Origin of the sequence: Solibacillus sp. FSL W7-1464 (assembly GCF_038004425.1) — a bacterium.
Taxonomy (GTDB): Bacteria; Bacillota; Bacilli; order Bacillales_A; family Planococcaceae; genus Solibacillus.
In genome coordinates, this window is the sequence record NZ_JBBORC010000001.1 from 1,030,518 (window position 1) to 1,045,186 (window position 14,669).

Below are 14,669 nucleotides of genomic sequence, written 5' to 3' on the forward strand. Positions count from 1 at the left end.
GAGGTTCCGCTGTGTCCAAGAAAGATAAAGACCTATCAGGAAAGCAAAAGGCTGCTTTACTGTTGATTTCTCTAGGACCGGAAGTTTCGGCTTCTGTATATAAGCATTTAAGTGAAGAGGAAATTGAGCGTTTAACACTGGAAATTTCAAGTGTGAAAAAAGTGGAATCGACTGTCAAAGAAGAAATTATAGAAGAATTTCATCAAATTGCACTCGCACAGGACTATATAACGCAAGGCGGTATCGGTTATGCGAAGACGGTTCTCGAAAAAGCATTAGGTGCTGAACAGGCCCAGGCGATATTGAATCGTCTAACTTCATCATTACAAGTAAGACCATTTGATTTTGCGAGAAAAGCAGATCCGGCACAAATCTTCAATTTTATCCAAAATGAACATCCTCAAACGATTGCCCTTATACTCTCTTATTTAGAGCCAGGGCAGGCAGGGGTTATTCTCTCTTCGTTACCACAGGAAGTTCAAGCGGATATAGCGAAGCGTATCGCCATTATGGAATCGACGTCTCCGGAAGTCATCAGTGAAATTGAATCGGTATTAGAGCGAAAACTATCATCTACTGTAACACAGGACTACACAGAAACTGGTGGCGTAGATGCAGTCGTGGAAGTATTGAATGGTGTTGACCGTCAAACAGAGAAAACGATTCTGGATGCGCTCGAAATTCAAGACCCTGAACTTGCCGAAGAAATTAAAAAGCGCATGTTTGTGTTTGAAGATATCGTTACACTCGATAATCGTTCAATCCAGCGTGTTATTCGTGACTGTGAAAACGAGGACTTATTATTGTCGATGAAAGTTTCTTCAGATGAGGTAAAAGATATTATTTTCCGCAATATGTCCCAACGTATGGCGGATACATTCCGTGAAGAAATGGATATTATGGGTCCTGTACGTTTACGAGATGTGGAAGAAGCACAGTCTCGAATTGTAGCGGTTATCCGACGTTTGGAAGATGCAGGTGAAATTATTATTGCACGTGGCGGAGGAGATGATGTAATTGTCTAAAATCATCCGTTCAACAAATGCACAGCAGCCTGAAGATTCATCAATTGTAGAAATTAAACTTCAAAATTTTTTCGAACCGATTCATTATGGGAAAACGGAAGATGAACAACTAGAGGAATTGTCACAACAAAAATCAATAGATATTGAAGCAGAACGTCAGCAATTGCTGGAACAGGCAAATTATGAAATTGAACAGCAAAAAGCCCAATTCGAGCAATATCGAACAGAGCAGCTTGCTGCAATTGAAGCATTAAAGCAATCTTGGGAAGAAGAAAAACTCATTCTTCAGCAGGAAGCTTATGACGCCGGTTTTGCGCAAGGGTATGAGGATGGCGTACAAAAGGCAAATGCAAATATGCAGCAGTCTATACAAGCGGCAAACGAGACGATGGCAAATGCACAAAAAAATGCAGCATCCTATATCGAGTCCCAGGAGGCAGTCCTTTTGGATCTTGCATTAACAGCTGCAGAACGTATCATCCACACAACACTGGATCGTGAAGATGAAATATTCGTTTCGATTGTACGACGCGGTTTGAAAGAAGCACGTGAAATGAAAGAGATTAAATTATACGTCTCGCCAAAGTATCATCCGATTGTGACAGAGCACCAAAAGGAATTGGCGGAAATGTTTCCGGTAAATGTTCCATTTATGGTATTTGTCAATGAAGATTTACTGGATTCGGAAAGTTATATCGAAACAAATCATGGACGCATCGTCGTTTCAATAGATGAACAATTGCAGGAACTTCGCAGACAGTTATACGAACTAATCGAAAGTAAGGAATGATAAGGATGAAAATGACTCAATTAGTTGAACAGATTCCTAATCTTAATACATTTAAAAAGTATGGTAGAGTGACGAGAGTTGTCGGCTTGATGATTGAGTCCCAAGGTCCTGAAAGTTCCATCGGTGACGTATGTAAAATCCATATTCAAACATCAAAGAACGGTCCGCAAGTTATGTTGGCAGAAGTAGTAGGGTTTAAAGATGAAATCGTGATTTTAATGCCCTATTCTTCGCTGAAGGAGATTTCGATTGGCTGTCTTGTTGAGGGGACTGGCTCACCGCTCGAAGTGAAAGTAGGTCCTGAACTGATAGGAAAAGTACTCGATGCAATGGGGAACCCATTTGATGGACAACCATTGCCAAAAGGGTTAATGACGGTACCAACGGAAAAGGAGCCGCCAAATCCTTTAAGTCGTCCGCCGATCAACGAACAGTTAGAGGTAGGAGTTAAAGCGATTGACGGAATGCTTACAGTTGGCAGCGGTCAGCGTGTAGGTATATTTGCAGGATCGGGAGTCGGAAAAAGTACATTACTTGGTATGATCGCCCGAAACACGGAAGCAGATATTAATGTCATTGCGCTTGTAGGAGAACGTGGACGTGAAGTACGGGAATTTATCGAACGAGATTTAGGTCCGGAAGGGTTGCAACGGTCGGTTGTCGTAGCAGCTACGAGTGATCAGCCGGCATTAATGCGCATTAAAGCGGCATTTACCGCAACAGCCATTGCAGAATATTTCAGGGACCACGGCAGGAATGTCATGCTGATGATGGATTCCGTAACACGTGTTGCGATGGCGCAGCGCGAAATCGGACTTGCAATCGGCGAACCGCCTGCAACAAGAGGGTATACACCTTCCGTTTTTGCAATATTACCAACATTGCTGGAACGGTCAGGGACAAATATACATGGAACAATTACCGCGTTTTATACAGTGCTTGTAGATGGTGATGATATGAATGAACCAATTGCAGATGCGGTACGGGGGATATTGGACGGTCATATTGTACTGGACCGGAATCTTGCCAATAAAGGACAGTATCCGGCAATCAATGTATTAAAAAGTGTAAGCCGTTTAATGAATCATATTGCACAGCCTGAGCATGTCCGTGCAGCGAGCCGTTTGCGGGAATTATACTACAGCTATTCAAAATCAGAGGACCTGATTAATATCGGGGCATATAAGCGTGGGACATCGAAGGAAATTGATGAAGCGATTATGTATGAGCCGCTCATTACGGATTTTTTAAAGCAAGGGTATAAAGATAAAATTTCGATCGATCAGACAGTCAATGAAATAATTGCATTATCGAATGGTGGTGCCCGTTAACTATGAAATACAATTATCGTTTTGAAAAAATTCTTGTCGTTAAAGATCAGGAAAAAACGGAATCGGAACTTGCTTTTAAAGAATCGGTTCAAGTGTTTGAAGAAATCGCTACAAAGCTGTATGACCTGTTAAAGAAAAAAGAAGATTTAATCGAGTTTCAGCAGGAACGGTTAATAATAGGATCTTCGATTGATGAAATCAACCACTATTCGAAATTTATCGATAGTATGGAAAAAACAATCCAGGATGTACAGCAAAAAGTAGTGCAGGCACGTGCAAAAATGAATTGGCATGAGCAAAAATTATTGGAAAAAAGTTTGGAAGTACGTAAATATGAAAAAATGCGTGAACGAGATCATGAAAAGTTCAAAGAAGATCAACTTCATATAGAAGCAATACAGTTAGATGAACTTTCAACAATTGCGTATTACAAGAAGGAAATCAGGTGATTCCGTGGCAAAAAAAATAGAAAATACGATGGAACAAGTGGAAGAAATGGAGCTGGAAAGCCAATCTCCAGGTTTTTTCAAAAAGTTTTTCTACCTATTTTTAATCCCGTTCATGTTTCTCATCGCAATTTTATTAATTATTACAACTATGACGGAATATAACGTTTTTAAGATGGCAGACGATGCGATAGAAAAAATCCCGTTCCTCAGCTCGGATGAAAAAGACGGGACAGTAGAAAATAGCGCATTAAATGAACAGAAAGTAGTAGAACTGCAAGCAGAAATTCAGGAGAAAGAAGCGCAAATTTCCCAGCTTCAATCACAAATTGATGCATCAGCGACTGAAAAGGAAGAGCTTTTGACTGAGCAAGAACGATTGCAGTTTGAAATTGAAAAACTTCAGCGGGATCAGGAAGAAACGAAAAAAGAATTCAAAGAGATTCTTTCTACTTTTGAAAAAATGTCTGCAGGAAAAGCGGCACCTATCCTGGTAGAAATGAATGACACAGAAAGCGTGCGTATTTTGTCGGAGATGAAACCCGATACATTATCAGCCATTTTTGCAAAAATGGCGCCAGCAGACGCTGCCCGCTATACAGAGCTTTTATCGCAGCAATAGTCCTTGAATGGAGGGAGGTGTACTAATATGGATATAGCAATGTTACAAACAGTTAAAATACCGAAACAAGATTTCCAGTCAAACACAGTGAAAACAGCGAAGCCAGATGCAAATGCATTTGGAAATGTGTTTAATTCCATAGTCGCAAAGCCGACTCCAACGGCTAAGCAAACGGAACCGTCAGAACCGGTGCTAGCTGAAAGTATTTCTGAAGTTTTGGAAGTGGACTCACTGGAAAGTTTACTCGAGCAATTAGGAGTGGAGATGGATGAGTCGGGGTTATTTGCATTAGTAGGTGAAGAAAGTACACCGGTCGCAATCGACGAACTGATGACGCTGGAAAACTTAACGGAGCTTTTAGGCATGACAAAAGCAGAGTTGAATGAAATTATTGACCAGTTATTAGGCGATTCAAAACAAGACATTACGGATATTTGGACTCTTATCGAACAAGCACCGCAAATTTTAAGTGAAGTATTGGCAACTATGCAGAAGCCTGAGCAAAATAATGTACAGCCTAAGGAATTGCAGCAAATTGTGCAGCTGTTAAAGTTAGCTCAATTAGCGGGAAATAAGGTAGATACGGTCTATCAACAGGAAGTCCAGCTAGCAAGTTTAAAAGATGCATTACTGGCAATGGCAAATGAAACAGGAAAAATTGCAGATACAAAAGACCGTGCAACAAAATTTTCTGACTTTCAGCAAGCAGTAAAACAATCTTCACTACAAACTATTCACAATCCGTCACAACAAGCGGCAAAGGAACCTACACAAAATATACAAAATCAGTCACAGCAAGCAGTGCAGCAATTAACTCAACAGAATACACAAACCCAGTCGCAGCAAAATCAGCAGACAACAGTAAAAGTTGAGACGGATATATTATCGGGCGGTCAATTACAACAGCAAATGACACAAACAAAAACCGTGACACTCACTTTACCTGCTGAGAAGCCGGCTCAGTCGGAGGCATTATTGAAGGAAATTCAAAACCTGATCAATCGCAGCCAGCTTTCTGGACAGTCAGGAAATATGAAATTATTCCTGAAACTGTTTCCGGAAAACCTCGGACAAATCCGAATTGAGTTAGTACAGAAAGATGGTATTATGACTGCTCGATTATTGGCGACAACAGCGATGGGGAAAGAATTGCTTGAAAATAATATCAATCAGTTAAAAGCCGGTTTCGTCGCTCAAAATATTCAAATGGAACGCATCGATGTAGCGCAATCTTTACAGGATGCGGATCGAAATGCACGTGATCAAAACTTCTTTAATAACTTCTTCCGTCAAAAAGATGAAGAAGAACAGGACAATAAGGAAGATACACCTGAAGAAGATAAACTATCGTTTAAAGAACTATTAAGTGAGGAGGCAGAATAAATGGCAAACTCGATTTCAAATGAATATTATTTACCGACAAATAATCCTAATTTCAAAGTGACGGATAAGCAGGATAACGGGGCGCTTGGAAAAGATGCATTTCTGAAAATTTTAATTACACAATTGCAGAATCAGGATCCGACAAGCCCGATGGATGATAAAGAATTCATTTCACAGATGGCGCAATTTTCTTCGCTGGAGCAAATGCAGAATATGACAAAGGCGATGGAGAATCTGCTTGAATCCCAACAACAGTCACAATTGATGAATTATTCGACATTCGTAGGCAAAGAAGTAAAGTGGCACGAAATTACAGATGAAGTGGATGCAGACAATAAGCCGATTTACAACGAGGGGACCGGTGCAATTCAGGAATTGAAATTTGTTGACGGCGAGGCTGTTTTTGTACTGGCTGACGGCAAGGAAATCAAACCGGGCAATATTTCATCGATTCTTGACAGTGGCAGTACGAGTGAAACACAGCCGACAGCTCCAGCTGGAAATCCGTTAGCAGAAGCGAGTCAGATGATTGGACATACCGTTCAATACAAAAATGGTGACCAGGTCATCGAGGCAATTATTGAAGCTATAAAAACAAATAATGTGAATATCGAATATATTCTAAATGACGGATCCCGTATCACAAAAGACCAATTTACAGTGAGTTCTCAAACAGCCCAAAATGAAAATGCAATAGAATAAGAGGTGGGTCTGATGAACCGAGTCAATATTCAACATATACCGTACCATCCACCGATAAAGCCGGTACTAAAGCAAAATACAGAGCAAGTTTCCAAGCAGTCCTTTATGGAGCATTTAAAACAGGCAACCGGTGAGGAATTGAAAATAAGCAAGCATGCTTCAGATCGGTTGAGTGAACGGAATATTTCGATAACGGACCGTGAGTGGCGGCAAATTACAGAAAAAGTTTTTGAGGCAAAGAATAAAGGTGTGAAGCAGCCGTTAGTCCTGCTGGATCAGGCAGCCTTAATTGTAAGTGCAAAAAATGCGACAGTGATTACGGCATTGGATCGTAACGAGGCGAAACAGCAACTTTTTACAAATATTGATGGAACAATCCTATTATAGGCCGGACCTTCAGAAGTAAGGAAGCCTACAGTCGTTGAATGATCGAGACGACTGAACTAATAAACAGATTTGAAAAACGAAGGGAGAACGACATTTTATGTTACGTTCAATGTATTCAGGGATTTCAGGCTTAAAAAACTTTCAGACAAAATTAGACGTGATCGGGAATAATATTTCGAATGTTAATACGTACGGCTACAAGAAAGAACGTACAGTATTTAAAGATTTAATTTCTCAAACACAAGCAGGCGCGTCTGCACCATCAGCAACTCGTGGTGGGGTGAACACGATTCAAGTAGGATTAGGTTCACAACTTGCGGCAATCGACACGATTCACAATGCCGGTTCAATGCAAACGACTGGACGAACTTTGGATTTAGCGATTTCCGGGGACGGTTTCTTCATGGTGGCAGATGCTGCTGACTTTGTTCAGGGCGATCCAGCTGCAGGTGAACCTGCTACGGCTGGAGGATTCACAAATACACTCTATACACGTGCAGGGAATTTCTACATGGATCAAAATGGTTTTGTAGTTAACAGTGATGGTAAATATTTAGTTGGTTTTGCTGCAGATGTAACTGCATATGATGCAATAGATCCGGAGAATGCCCCAGGTTCACAATTTACAGATAACAAACCTGCAGTTGCCGGAGGAATGAATTTGTTGGATCCAGCAACTGGCGAATTACTTCCGGAAGGGAACACAACGGCTTCTCCAATTCGAATTCCAACTACAGCTCAATCAATGAGTATTGCTCAAGATGGATCGGTTTCATTTGTCGATTCAGCAGGGGATCTTCAGTATGCGGGTACAATTGTGCTGGCGAAATTTGCAAATGCAAGTGGTCTTGAAAAAACGGGAGGGAATTATTTCCAAACTACTCCAAACTCAGGAGCGATTTATGCTCAATTAGGAACTCAAGATGGTATCGGTTCGATTAACTCGGGCTTCATGGAAATGTCCAACGTAGACCTTTCTGAAGAATTTACGGAGATGATTGTTGCACAGCGTGGCTTCCAGGCGAACTCTCGTATTATTACAACTTCGGATGAAATTTTACAAGAGCTTGTTAACTTAAAACGATAGTATAATAACTTTATATACTCATTGAAAATTCATTATAGAAGGGGGGCGGGCCGGCTCTCAAATGCAGGTCCGGTCCTATTTCAATGATTGAGGTAACTCGCCTTAACGGTAAAGCTTTTACATTAAATGCTCTATACATAGAAACGGTTGAAGCATTTCCAGACACCCAGATAACGCTGACGACGGGACGTAAATACATTGTGTTAGAAACTGAAGAACAGGTGCGGCAAAAAGTGAAGACATTTTATCGGCATGCCCAGGTTTTATCTAACCCGCACCTTAGAGGTGAAGAAGATGAAGAATAATAAATTATTGACAATTATGGTAATTATATTAGTGACGATTACATTATTCGGTGTTATTGTAGTTGTGCTGTTGACACAGCTCAACAAAGAGAAACCGGATGGTCCGACTATTGATGATATCATCGAATCATCGGTTGACATTCCTGAAATTACGACGAATTTAGCAGATGGAAGTTTTGTCCGAATTACATTGAAAATCCAGGCATCAGATAAAAAAGCTGGTGAAGAGTTATTTAAGCGAGATTTCCAAGTGAAAAATATCGTCATTCAAGAGCTTTCTGAAATGGAAGAAGAAGCTTTGGAAGGTAAGCAAGGAAAAATTACATTCCAGGATGCAATTAAATCTCAAGTAAATGAGTTAATGCAAGAAGGGGAAGTTACGCAAGTGTATATTACTTCATACGTACTTCAGTAATTATTAGTACTACAATTTTAATTTTTGAAATGGAGGTGGGCAAATGGCAGGAGATATAATGTCGCAATCCGAAATTGATGCACTTTTATCAGCGATTTCGACCGGAGAGATGTCTGCAGAAGACATAAAAAAAGAAGATGAAACACGAAAAGTAAAAGTTTATGACTTTAAGCGGGCTCTGCGCTTCTCAAAAGACCAAATCCGAAGTTTGACCCGTATACATGAAAACTTTGCGCGACTGTTAACAACTTTCTTTTCTGCACAGCTAAGAAGTTATGTCCAAATAACAGTTGCATCTGTGGACCAAATACCGTTTGAAGAATTTGTTCGATCAATCCCAAACATGACTTTGATCAATGTATTCGAGGTTCCGCCTTTGGATGGCAATATTTTAATGGAGATTAACCCGAACATTGCCTATTCGATGCTTGATCGACTGATGGGCGGCGCAGGGGGAAGTCATAGCAATGTAAACAATTTAACTGAGATCGAAACGAAAATCATGACGAATTTATTCGAACGTTCTTTTGATAATTTACGTGAAGCTTGGGAAAATGTAGCTGAAATCGATCCTATGCTTGTGGAGCTGGAAGTGAATCCGCAGTTTTTACAAATGATTTCGCCAAATGAAACAGTTGTAGTCATTTCGTTTAATACCATTATCGGGGAAACGACAGGAATGATTAATATTTGTATCCCGCATGTAGTATTGGAGCCTATTGTTCCAAATTTATCAGTTCGATACTGGATGCAGACAAATACGAAGGAAATTTCACCCGAACAATCGAAAATGCTTGAAAATCGTGTGAAACAAGCAAAATTACCGGTTATTGCAGAGTTAGGTTCAACAGATATTACAATTGAAGATTTCCTGACGATGTCGATCGGTGATGTTGTTCCGTTAAATCAAAAAATTGATAATCCGTTAACATTGAAAGTGGGCAGTTTACCGAAATTTACCGTGCAACCGGGGAAACTGAATAATAAAATGGCTGTACAAATTATCGACCCTTTGAAAGGAGGAGACGAAGATGAGTGATGATATGCTCTCCCAAGAAGAAATTGAGGCTCTATTAAGGGGCGAAACACTGGAGGATTTACCAGCGAACACTGAAAGTCCGAAAGAAGAAATTAAAGTTGAGGCTCACTTAACTCCAATCGAAATTGATGCACTAGGTGAGGTAGGTAATATCTCATTCGGCAGTTCGGCAACTGCATTATCTTCATTACTAGGTCAAAAAGTGGATATTACAACACCAAGTATATCAATGATTAACCGAAATCATCTGGAGCAGGAATTCCCGCACCCATATGTTGCTGTGCAAGTAGAATACACAACTGGACTATCAGGAATGAACCTGCTTGTAATCAAACAATCGGATGCTGCAATTATTGCAGACTTGATGCTGGGCGGAGATGGAATCAATCCAAGACCTGAACTAAGTGAAATCCAATTAAGCGCTGTTCAGGAAGCGATGAATCAAATGATGGGTTCAGCTGCGACATCCATGTCAACAGTATTTAACCAAAAGGTGGATATTTCACCACCTACAATTGATTTGCTGAACATTTCACAAAATGAAGGCACTGAAACGATCCCGACGGATGAGTTATTAGTTAAAATTTCATTCAGATTGCGTATCGGTGAACTGATTGATTCGAATTTAATGCAATTACTACCTTTAAAGTTTAGTAAAAAGATAGTAAAGTCATTAATGGGAGAAACTGATGAGCCTCTCACTGCAACAACAACAGTGGAGCCTAAGCCAGTTCAGCCAGAACAACAGCAGCCATTGCAAGAGACTCAACAACCGACTGCACAGCAACCTATGTATGAACAACCGGTGCAACAGCCGGTCTATCAGCAACCGGTGCAACAGCAAGCATATCAGCAACCTGTATATGAACAGCCAGTTTATCAGCAGCCTGCTTATACAGCGCCACCTGCCAATATACAGCAAGCTCAATTTGCCAGCTTCGAACCGGCAAATATTACACAGTCGGAAGCACGCAACTTGAATATGCTGCTTGATATTCCGTTGCAAGTTACAGTTGAGCTGGGCCGGACTAAACGTTCAGTAAAAGAAATACTCGAACTTTCCAGCGGGTCTATTATAGAATTAGATAAGCTTGCAGGTGAACCAGTGGATATTTTAGTGAACAGTCGGTTAATTGCAAAAGGTGAAGTTGTAGTAATCGATGAGAACTTCGGTGTTCGCATCACAGATATTTTAAGTCAGGCAGACCGCTTGAACAATATTAGATAGTTTTAATTGGAGGAATTGGATTATGTCTAAAAGGATTTTAATTGTTGACGATGCAGCTTTCATGCGCATGATGATCAAGGATATTTTAACGAAGAATGGTTTTGAAGTAGTAGGAGAAGCAGCTGACGGAATTCAAGCGGTTGAAAAGTACAATGAATTACGTCCTGATTTAGTAACAATGGATATTACAATGCCTGAAATGGACGGTATTGCAGCATTAAAAGAAATTAAAGGCACGGATCCAAGTGCGGTAGTTATTATGTGTTCAGCGATGGGCCAACAAGCTATGGTAATCGATGCGATTCAAGCAGGTGCAAAAGACTTTATCGTAAAGCCTTTCCAAGCAGATCGCGTAATCGAAGCGATTCAAAAAGCTTTAGGTTGATGTGATGAAAGCAAAAAAATCATTTCGATTTTGGCTCGCTGTTGGAATTGTATTGATGACGGCATTATTTACACCAATCTCAAATGGAACTTTTGCGATGGTAAGTAACGTATACGAAAACTGTAATGAAAACCCTGAAGTATGTTCAGAAGAAAAAATTTCAGATGAGAATACTCCGGATGCCGACGAAGAACAAACTGACTCGGCATCCGTTAGTATTGGATTTTGGGAATATCTGAAAGTTTTAATAGCACTTATCTTCGTCATAGGGCTATTATTGTTCATTTTAAAGTATTTAAACAAGCGTAACTTCAACTATCAACAAAATGCCGTAATCAAAAATATCGGTGGCTTGTCTGTAGGACAGCAAAAGTCTGTACAATTATTACTAATTGGTAAACGAGTTTATGTAGTTGGTGTCGGCGATAACATTCAGCTTCTGAAGGAAATCGATTCCGAAGAAGAAATCGACCATTTACTGAATCAAATTGAATCCAAACAGAGCATGGTGAATACTTCGCCATATATAGCACAATTATTTAATAAGTTTTCACAAAAAAAACGCCCGCAGGATATTTCGGAAAGCCCTAAATTTAATGATTTATTCAATGAAAAAATCGGTAAAATCAAGCAGCAACGAAGTGATGAGCTGGAGCGTTGGAAAGAACAGGAGCGTGATGATCGATGAATGACCTTCTTTCCGTGTTTTCTGAAAGTGATCCGGGAAATGTATCCACATCGGTTACGCTGTTATTCCTGTTAACCGTTCTCTCTTTAGCGCCGAGCCTGTTAATATTAATGACTTCATTTGCGCGTATCGTCATCGTTCTGTCGTTTACTAGGACAGCCCTTGCCACGAACCAGATGCCGCCAAACCAGGTAATTATCGGGTTGGCATTGTTTCTGACATTCTTTATTATGGCTCCGACATTCCAGCAAGTAAACGAGCAAGCATTACAGCCGCTCTTTGATGAAGAAATTAATTTGGAAGAGGCATATGAACGGGCAACAATTCCGTTTAAACAATTTATGGCTCAGCATACAAGACAAAAAGATCTGGAACTTTTTATCGAATATAATCAGGCGGAGTATCCGGATTCCATTGAGGAAATTCCGATGACACTGCTCGTACCTGCATTTGCGTTAAGTGAAATTAAAACAGCTTTTCAAATGGGCTTTATGATCTTCATTCCGTTTTTAGTTATTGATATGGTAGTCGCAAGTACACTGATGTCAATGGGGATGATGATGCTGCCTCCGGTAATGATTTCACTGCCATTTAAAATCTTATTATTTGTACTCGTCGATGGTTGGTATTTAGTGATGAAATCTTTACTTCAAAGTTTTTAGGGGATGATATAAAGTGACACAGGAAATGGTCATTGCAATAGCAGAAAATGCAGTATTCACGATATTGATAGTTTCGGGACCATTACTATTAATTGCGCTTATCAGTGGTTTAATAGTCAGCATATTTCAGGCAACAACTTCAATTCAAGAACAGACATTGGCGTTCGTACCTAAAATCGTAGCGGTATTAATGGCGATTATTTTTTTTGGCCCGTTTATGATCAGTAAAATGACGGACTACTTTCACGATATTTTAAATAACCTAGTTCGGTATATTGGGTGAGAAGATGACAGAATTACTGCCGAATTTATCAATATTGCTATTAATTTTAGTACGTGTTTCTGCATTTTTCGTCTCCGTTCCTTTATTTTCATATCGTACAATCCCACCGCAAATGCGCATTATATTAGCTGTCGCTTTAGCGTGGATGATGTATTACACGTTTGATATGGAGCCATTTGAAATTAATGCGTTCTACTTGCTGCTCGTTTTAAAAGAGGCGATTATCGGGCTGATGCTAGGATTGGCCGCGATGATCATCGTTTCCGCAGTTCAAATAGCAGGCGGATTTATCGATTTCCAGATGGGTTTTGCGATGGCGAATATTATCGATCCGCAAACAGGTGCCCAGTCTCCGTTAATGGGACAGTTTTTAAACTTTTTAATGCTTTTATTATTGTTGTCAATAAATGGTCATCATCTTATTTTAGATGGGATTTTTTATAGTTATCAGTTTATGCCGATGGATCAGTTTTTCCCGAATTTCGGTGAAGAAGGAACCGCACTGTTTATTATAAAAATATTTGTTTCTGTTTTTGCCATAGCATTTCAAATGTCAGCTCCAATAGTTGCAACATTATTTTTAGTAACGTTAGCGTTAGGAATTACAGGGAAAACGGTACCGCAAATGAACATATTTGTAATCGGATTCCCGATCAAAATTGCAGTAGGGTTTCTCGTATTGATGGTGACAATGGGTGTATTAATAGGAGTTATGAAGGAGCTAATTGAGTTTATGATTATTTCTTTACGTGACTTGATGGTTATTTTAGGTGGTGGCTAACATGGATAGAAAGCTATTGATTAATGTTGATCTTCAGTTTTTCGCAGGTGAAAAAACTGAAAAAGCAACACCGAAGAAAAGGCAGGATTCACGAAAAAAAGGACAAGTATTAAAAAGTCAGGACGTCACAGCCGCCGTATTACTCCTATTGTCATTTTTCTTTTTGCTTTTCTTTGCACCATTCATGTACGAAGGAATGAGAGATTTTTTACTGCAGGCACTTAACCGCAATATGCTAATTGAAACGCTGAATGCTGAAACTGTAATGGATATGTATGTTGAATCCATTAAAGAAATGGCAATTATCGTTCTGCCAATTATGGTCATTGCCATTATTGCAGGTATTGGAGCTAACTTTTTTCAGTTTGGCTTACTATTTACAACAGAAACTTTAAAAATAGATTTAAAGAAAATGGACCCTATTAAAGGGATCAAAAAGATTATATCTGTACGTGCAATCGTCAATTTAATTAAATCATTATTAAAAGTAACGTTGATCGGAACCGTGACAACCGTTGTCATTATTGTCTATTTGGAAGATGTATTATCGCTTGCATTACATAGCCCGGCAGAAATTTTAGCCACTGTCGCCTACTTGTCGGCGATTATGGGAATTGCCGCTTCGATTATGCTTGTCTTCATTGCATTGTTTGATTATATATATGAACGTTATGAATATGAAAAACAACTGAAGATGTCGAAACAGGATCTTAAAGATGAGCATAAAAATGCAGAAGGTGACCCGTTGATCAAGTCGAAAATTAAGCAGCGTCAACGCGAAATGGCAATGCGCAGAATGATGCAGGAAGTACCTGCTGCAGATGTCGTCATTACAAACCCGACCCATTTTGCCATTGCATTAAAATACGACGAAGATATGATGGAAGCACCGAAAGTTGTCGCAAAAGGAACCGACTTTGTTGCACAGAAAATAAAACTTATTGCAAAAGAACATGATGTCATTATGGTAGAAAATCGTCCGCTTGCCCGCGCGATGTACGACCAGGTGGAAATCGGCCAGGCTGTACCGGAAGAGTTTTTCAAAGCAGTTGCCGAAGTTCTTGCATATGTATACCGGATCAAACGCAAAATTTGACATAGATTTCAGGA

Annotated in this window: 19 protein-coding genes; all 19 read left to right on the forward strand. The window is 39.8% G+C overall.

From position 1 onward, the window contains the following. The first annotated feature begins 11 nt into the window (after window positions 1-11). Window positions 12-1,025 (forward strand): flagellar motor switch protein FliG, encoded by a 1,014-nt coding sequence (fliG, locus tag MKZ25_RS04880; protein ID WP_340800450.1) that lies wholly within the window; start codon window positions 12-14, stop codon window positions 1,023-1,025. Next, window positions 1,018-1,815, forward strand: coding sequence for a flagellar assembly protein FliH (fliH, locus tag MKZ25_RS04885; protein WP_340800451.1), 798 nt, complete (start codon window positions 1,018-1,020; stop codon window positions 1,813-1,815). Before fliG ends, fliH begins: the two co-directional genes overlap by 8 nt. Before the next feature lie 5 nt (window positions 1,816-1,820). Next, on the forward strand, window positions 1,821-3,146 hold the full coding sequence (gene fliI, locus MKZ25_RS04890) for a flagellar protein export ATPase FliI (RefSeq protein ID WP_340800452.1): 1,326 nt from the start codon (window positions 1,821-1,823) through the stop codon (window positions 3,144-3,146). Window positions 3,147-3,148: 2 nt separating this feature from the next. Next, on the forward strand, window positions 3,149-3,595 hold the full coding sequence (gene fliJ / locus MKZ25_RS04895) for a flagellar export protein FliJ (RefSeq protein WP_340800453.1): 447 nt from the start codon (window positions 3,149-3,151) through the stop codon (window positions 3,593-3,595). Then, window positions 3,552-4,214 (forward strand): MotE family protein, encoded by a 663-nt coding sequence (locus MKZ25_RS04900; RefSeq protein ID WP_340800455.1) that lies wholly within the window; start codon window positions 3,552-3,554, stop codon window positions 4,212-4,214. Before fliJ ends, MKZ25_RS04900 begins: the two co-directional genes overlap by 44 nt. A 27-nt stretch (window positions 4,215-4,241) precedes the next feature. Next, window positions 4,242-5,597, forward strand: a complete 1,356-nt coding sequence (locus MKZ25_RS04905; RefSeq protein ID WP_340800456.1) for a flagellar hook-length control protein FliK — start codon at window positions 4,242-4,244, stop codon at window positions 5,595-5,597. Beyond that, entirely contained in the window at window positions 5,598-6,299 is a 702-nt protein-coding gene (gene flgD / locus MKZ25_RS04910; RefSeq protein ID WP_340800458.1) for a flagellar hook assembly protein FlgD, read from the forward strand. Between the two features lie 12 nt (window positions 6,300-6,311). Further along, entirely contained in the window at window positions 6,312-6,686 is a 375-nt protein-coding gene (locus MKZ25_RS04915; RefSeq protein WP_340800460.1) for a TIGR02530 family flagellar biosynthesis protein, read from the forward strand. A gap of 97 nt (window positions 6,687-6,783) precedes the next feature. Continuing rightward, window positions 6,784-7,773, forward strand: coding sequence for a flagellar hook-basal body complex protein (locus MKZ25_RS04920; RefSeq protein ID WP_340800462.1), 990 nt, complete (start codon window positions 6,784-6,786; stop codon window positions 7,771-7,773). Between the two features lie 83 nt (window positions 7,774-7,856). After that, complete coding sequence (locus MKZ25_RS04925; protein WP_340800463.1) at window positions 7,857-8,078, forward strand: flagellar FlbD family protein; 222 nt, start codon at window positions 7,857-7,859, stop codon at window positions 8,076-8,078. Then, the gene (gene fliL / locus MKZ25_RS04930) at window positions 8,068-8,493 is read left to right on the forward strand and encodes a flagellar basal body-associated protein FliL (protein WP_340800465.1); all 426 of its coding nucleotides are present in this window, start codon (window positions 8,068-8,070) and stop codon (window positions 8,491-8,493) included. The genes MKZ25_RS04925 and fliL overlap by 11 nt, the downstream gene beginning before the upstream one ends. Window positions 8,494-8,536: 43 nt before the next feature. Further along, window positions 8,537-9,532, forward strand: coding sequence for a flagellar motor switch protein FliM (fliM, locus tag MKZ25_RS04935; RefSeq protein ID WP_340800466.1), 996 nt, complete (start codon window positions 8,537-8,539; stop codon window positions 9,530-9,532). Further along, on the forward strand, window positions 9,525-10,760 hold the full coding sequence (fliY, locus tag MKZ25_RS04940) for a flagellar motor switch phosphatase FliY (protein WP_340800468.1): 1,236 nt from the start codon (window positions 9,525-9,527) through the stop codon (window positions 10,758-10,760). The genes fliM and fliY overlap by 8 nt, the downstream gene beginning before the upstream one ends. 22 nt (window positions 10,761-10,782) lie before the next feature. Next, entirely contained in the window at window positions 10,783-11,145 is a 363-nt protein-coding gene (locus MKZ25_RS04945; protein ID WP_008403273.1) for a response regulator, read from the forward strand. Between the two features lie 4 nt (window positions 11,146-11,149). Then, window positions 11,150-11,833 (forward strand): flagellar biosynthetic protein FliO, encoded by a 684-nt coding sequence (locus MKZ25_RS04950; protein WP_340800469.1) that lies wholly within the window; start codon window positions 11,150-11,152, stop codon window positions 11,831-11,833. Beyond that, the gene (gene fliP / locus MKZ25_RS04955; RefSeq protein ID WP_340800471.1) at window positions 11,830-12,495 is read left to right on the forward strand and encodes a flagellar type III secretion system pore protein FliP; all 666 of its coding nucleotides are present in this window, start codon (window positions 11,830-11,832) and stop codon (window positions 12,493-12,495) included. Before MKZ25_RS04950 ends, fliP begins: the two co-directional genes overlap by 4 nt. Before the next feature lie 13 nt (window positions 12,496-12,508). Then, window positions 12,509-12,778, forward strand: a complete 270-nt coding sequence (fliQ, locus tag MKZ25_RS04960) for a flagellar biosynthesis protein FliQ (protein ID WP_340800472.1) — start codon at window positions 12,509-12,511, stop codon at window positions 12,776-12,778. A 4-nt stretch (window positions 12,779-12,782) separates the two neighbouring features. After that, a complete protein-coding gene (fliR, locus tag MKZ25_RS04965; RefSeq protein WP_340800474.1) occupies window positions 12,783-13,559 on the forward strand; it encodes a flagellar biosynthetic protein FliR in 777 nt (258 codons plus the stop codon). 1 nt (window position 13,560) lies between these two features. Then, window positions 13,561-14,655 carry a flagellar biosynthesis protein FlhB gene (gene flhB, locus MKZ25_RS04970; protein WP_340800475.1) on the forward strand — a complete coding sequence of 365 codons (1,095 nt, stop codon included), beginning with the start codon at window positions 13,561-13,563 and terminating at the stop codon, window positions 14,653-14,655. Window positions 14,656-14,669 lie beyond the last annotated feature (14 nt).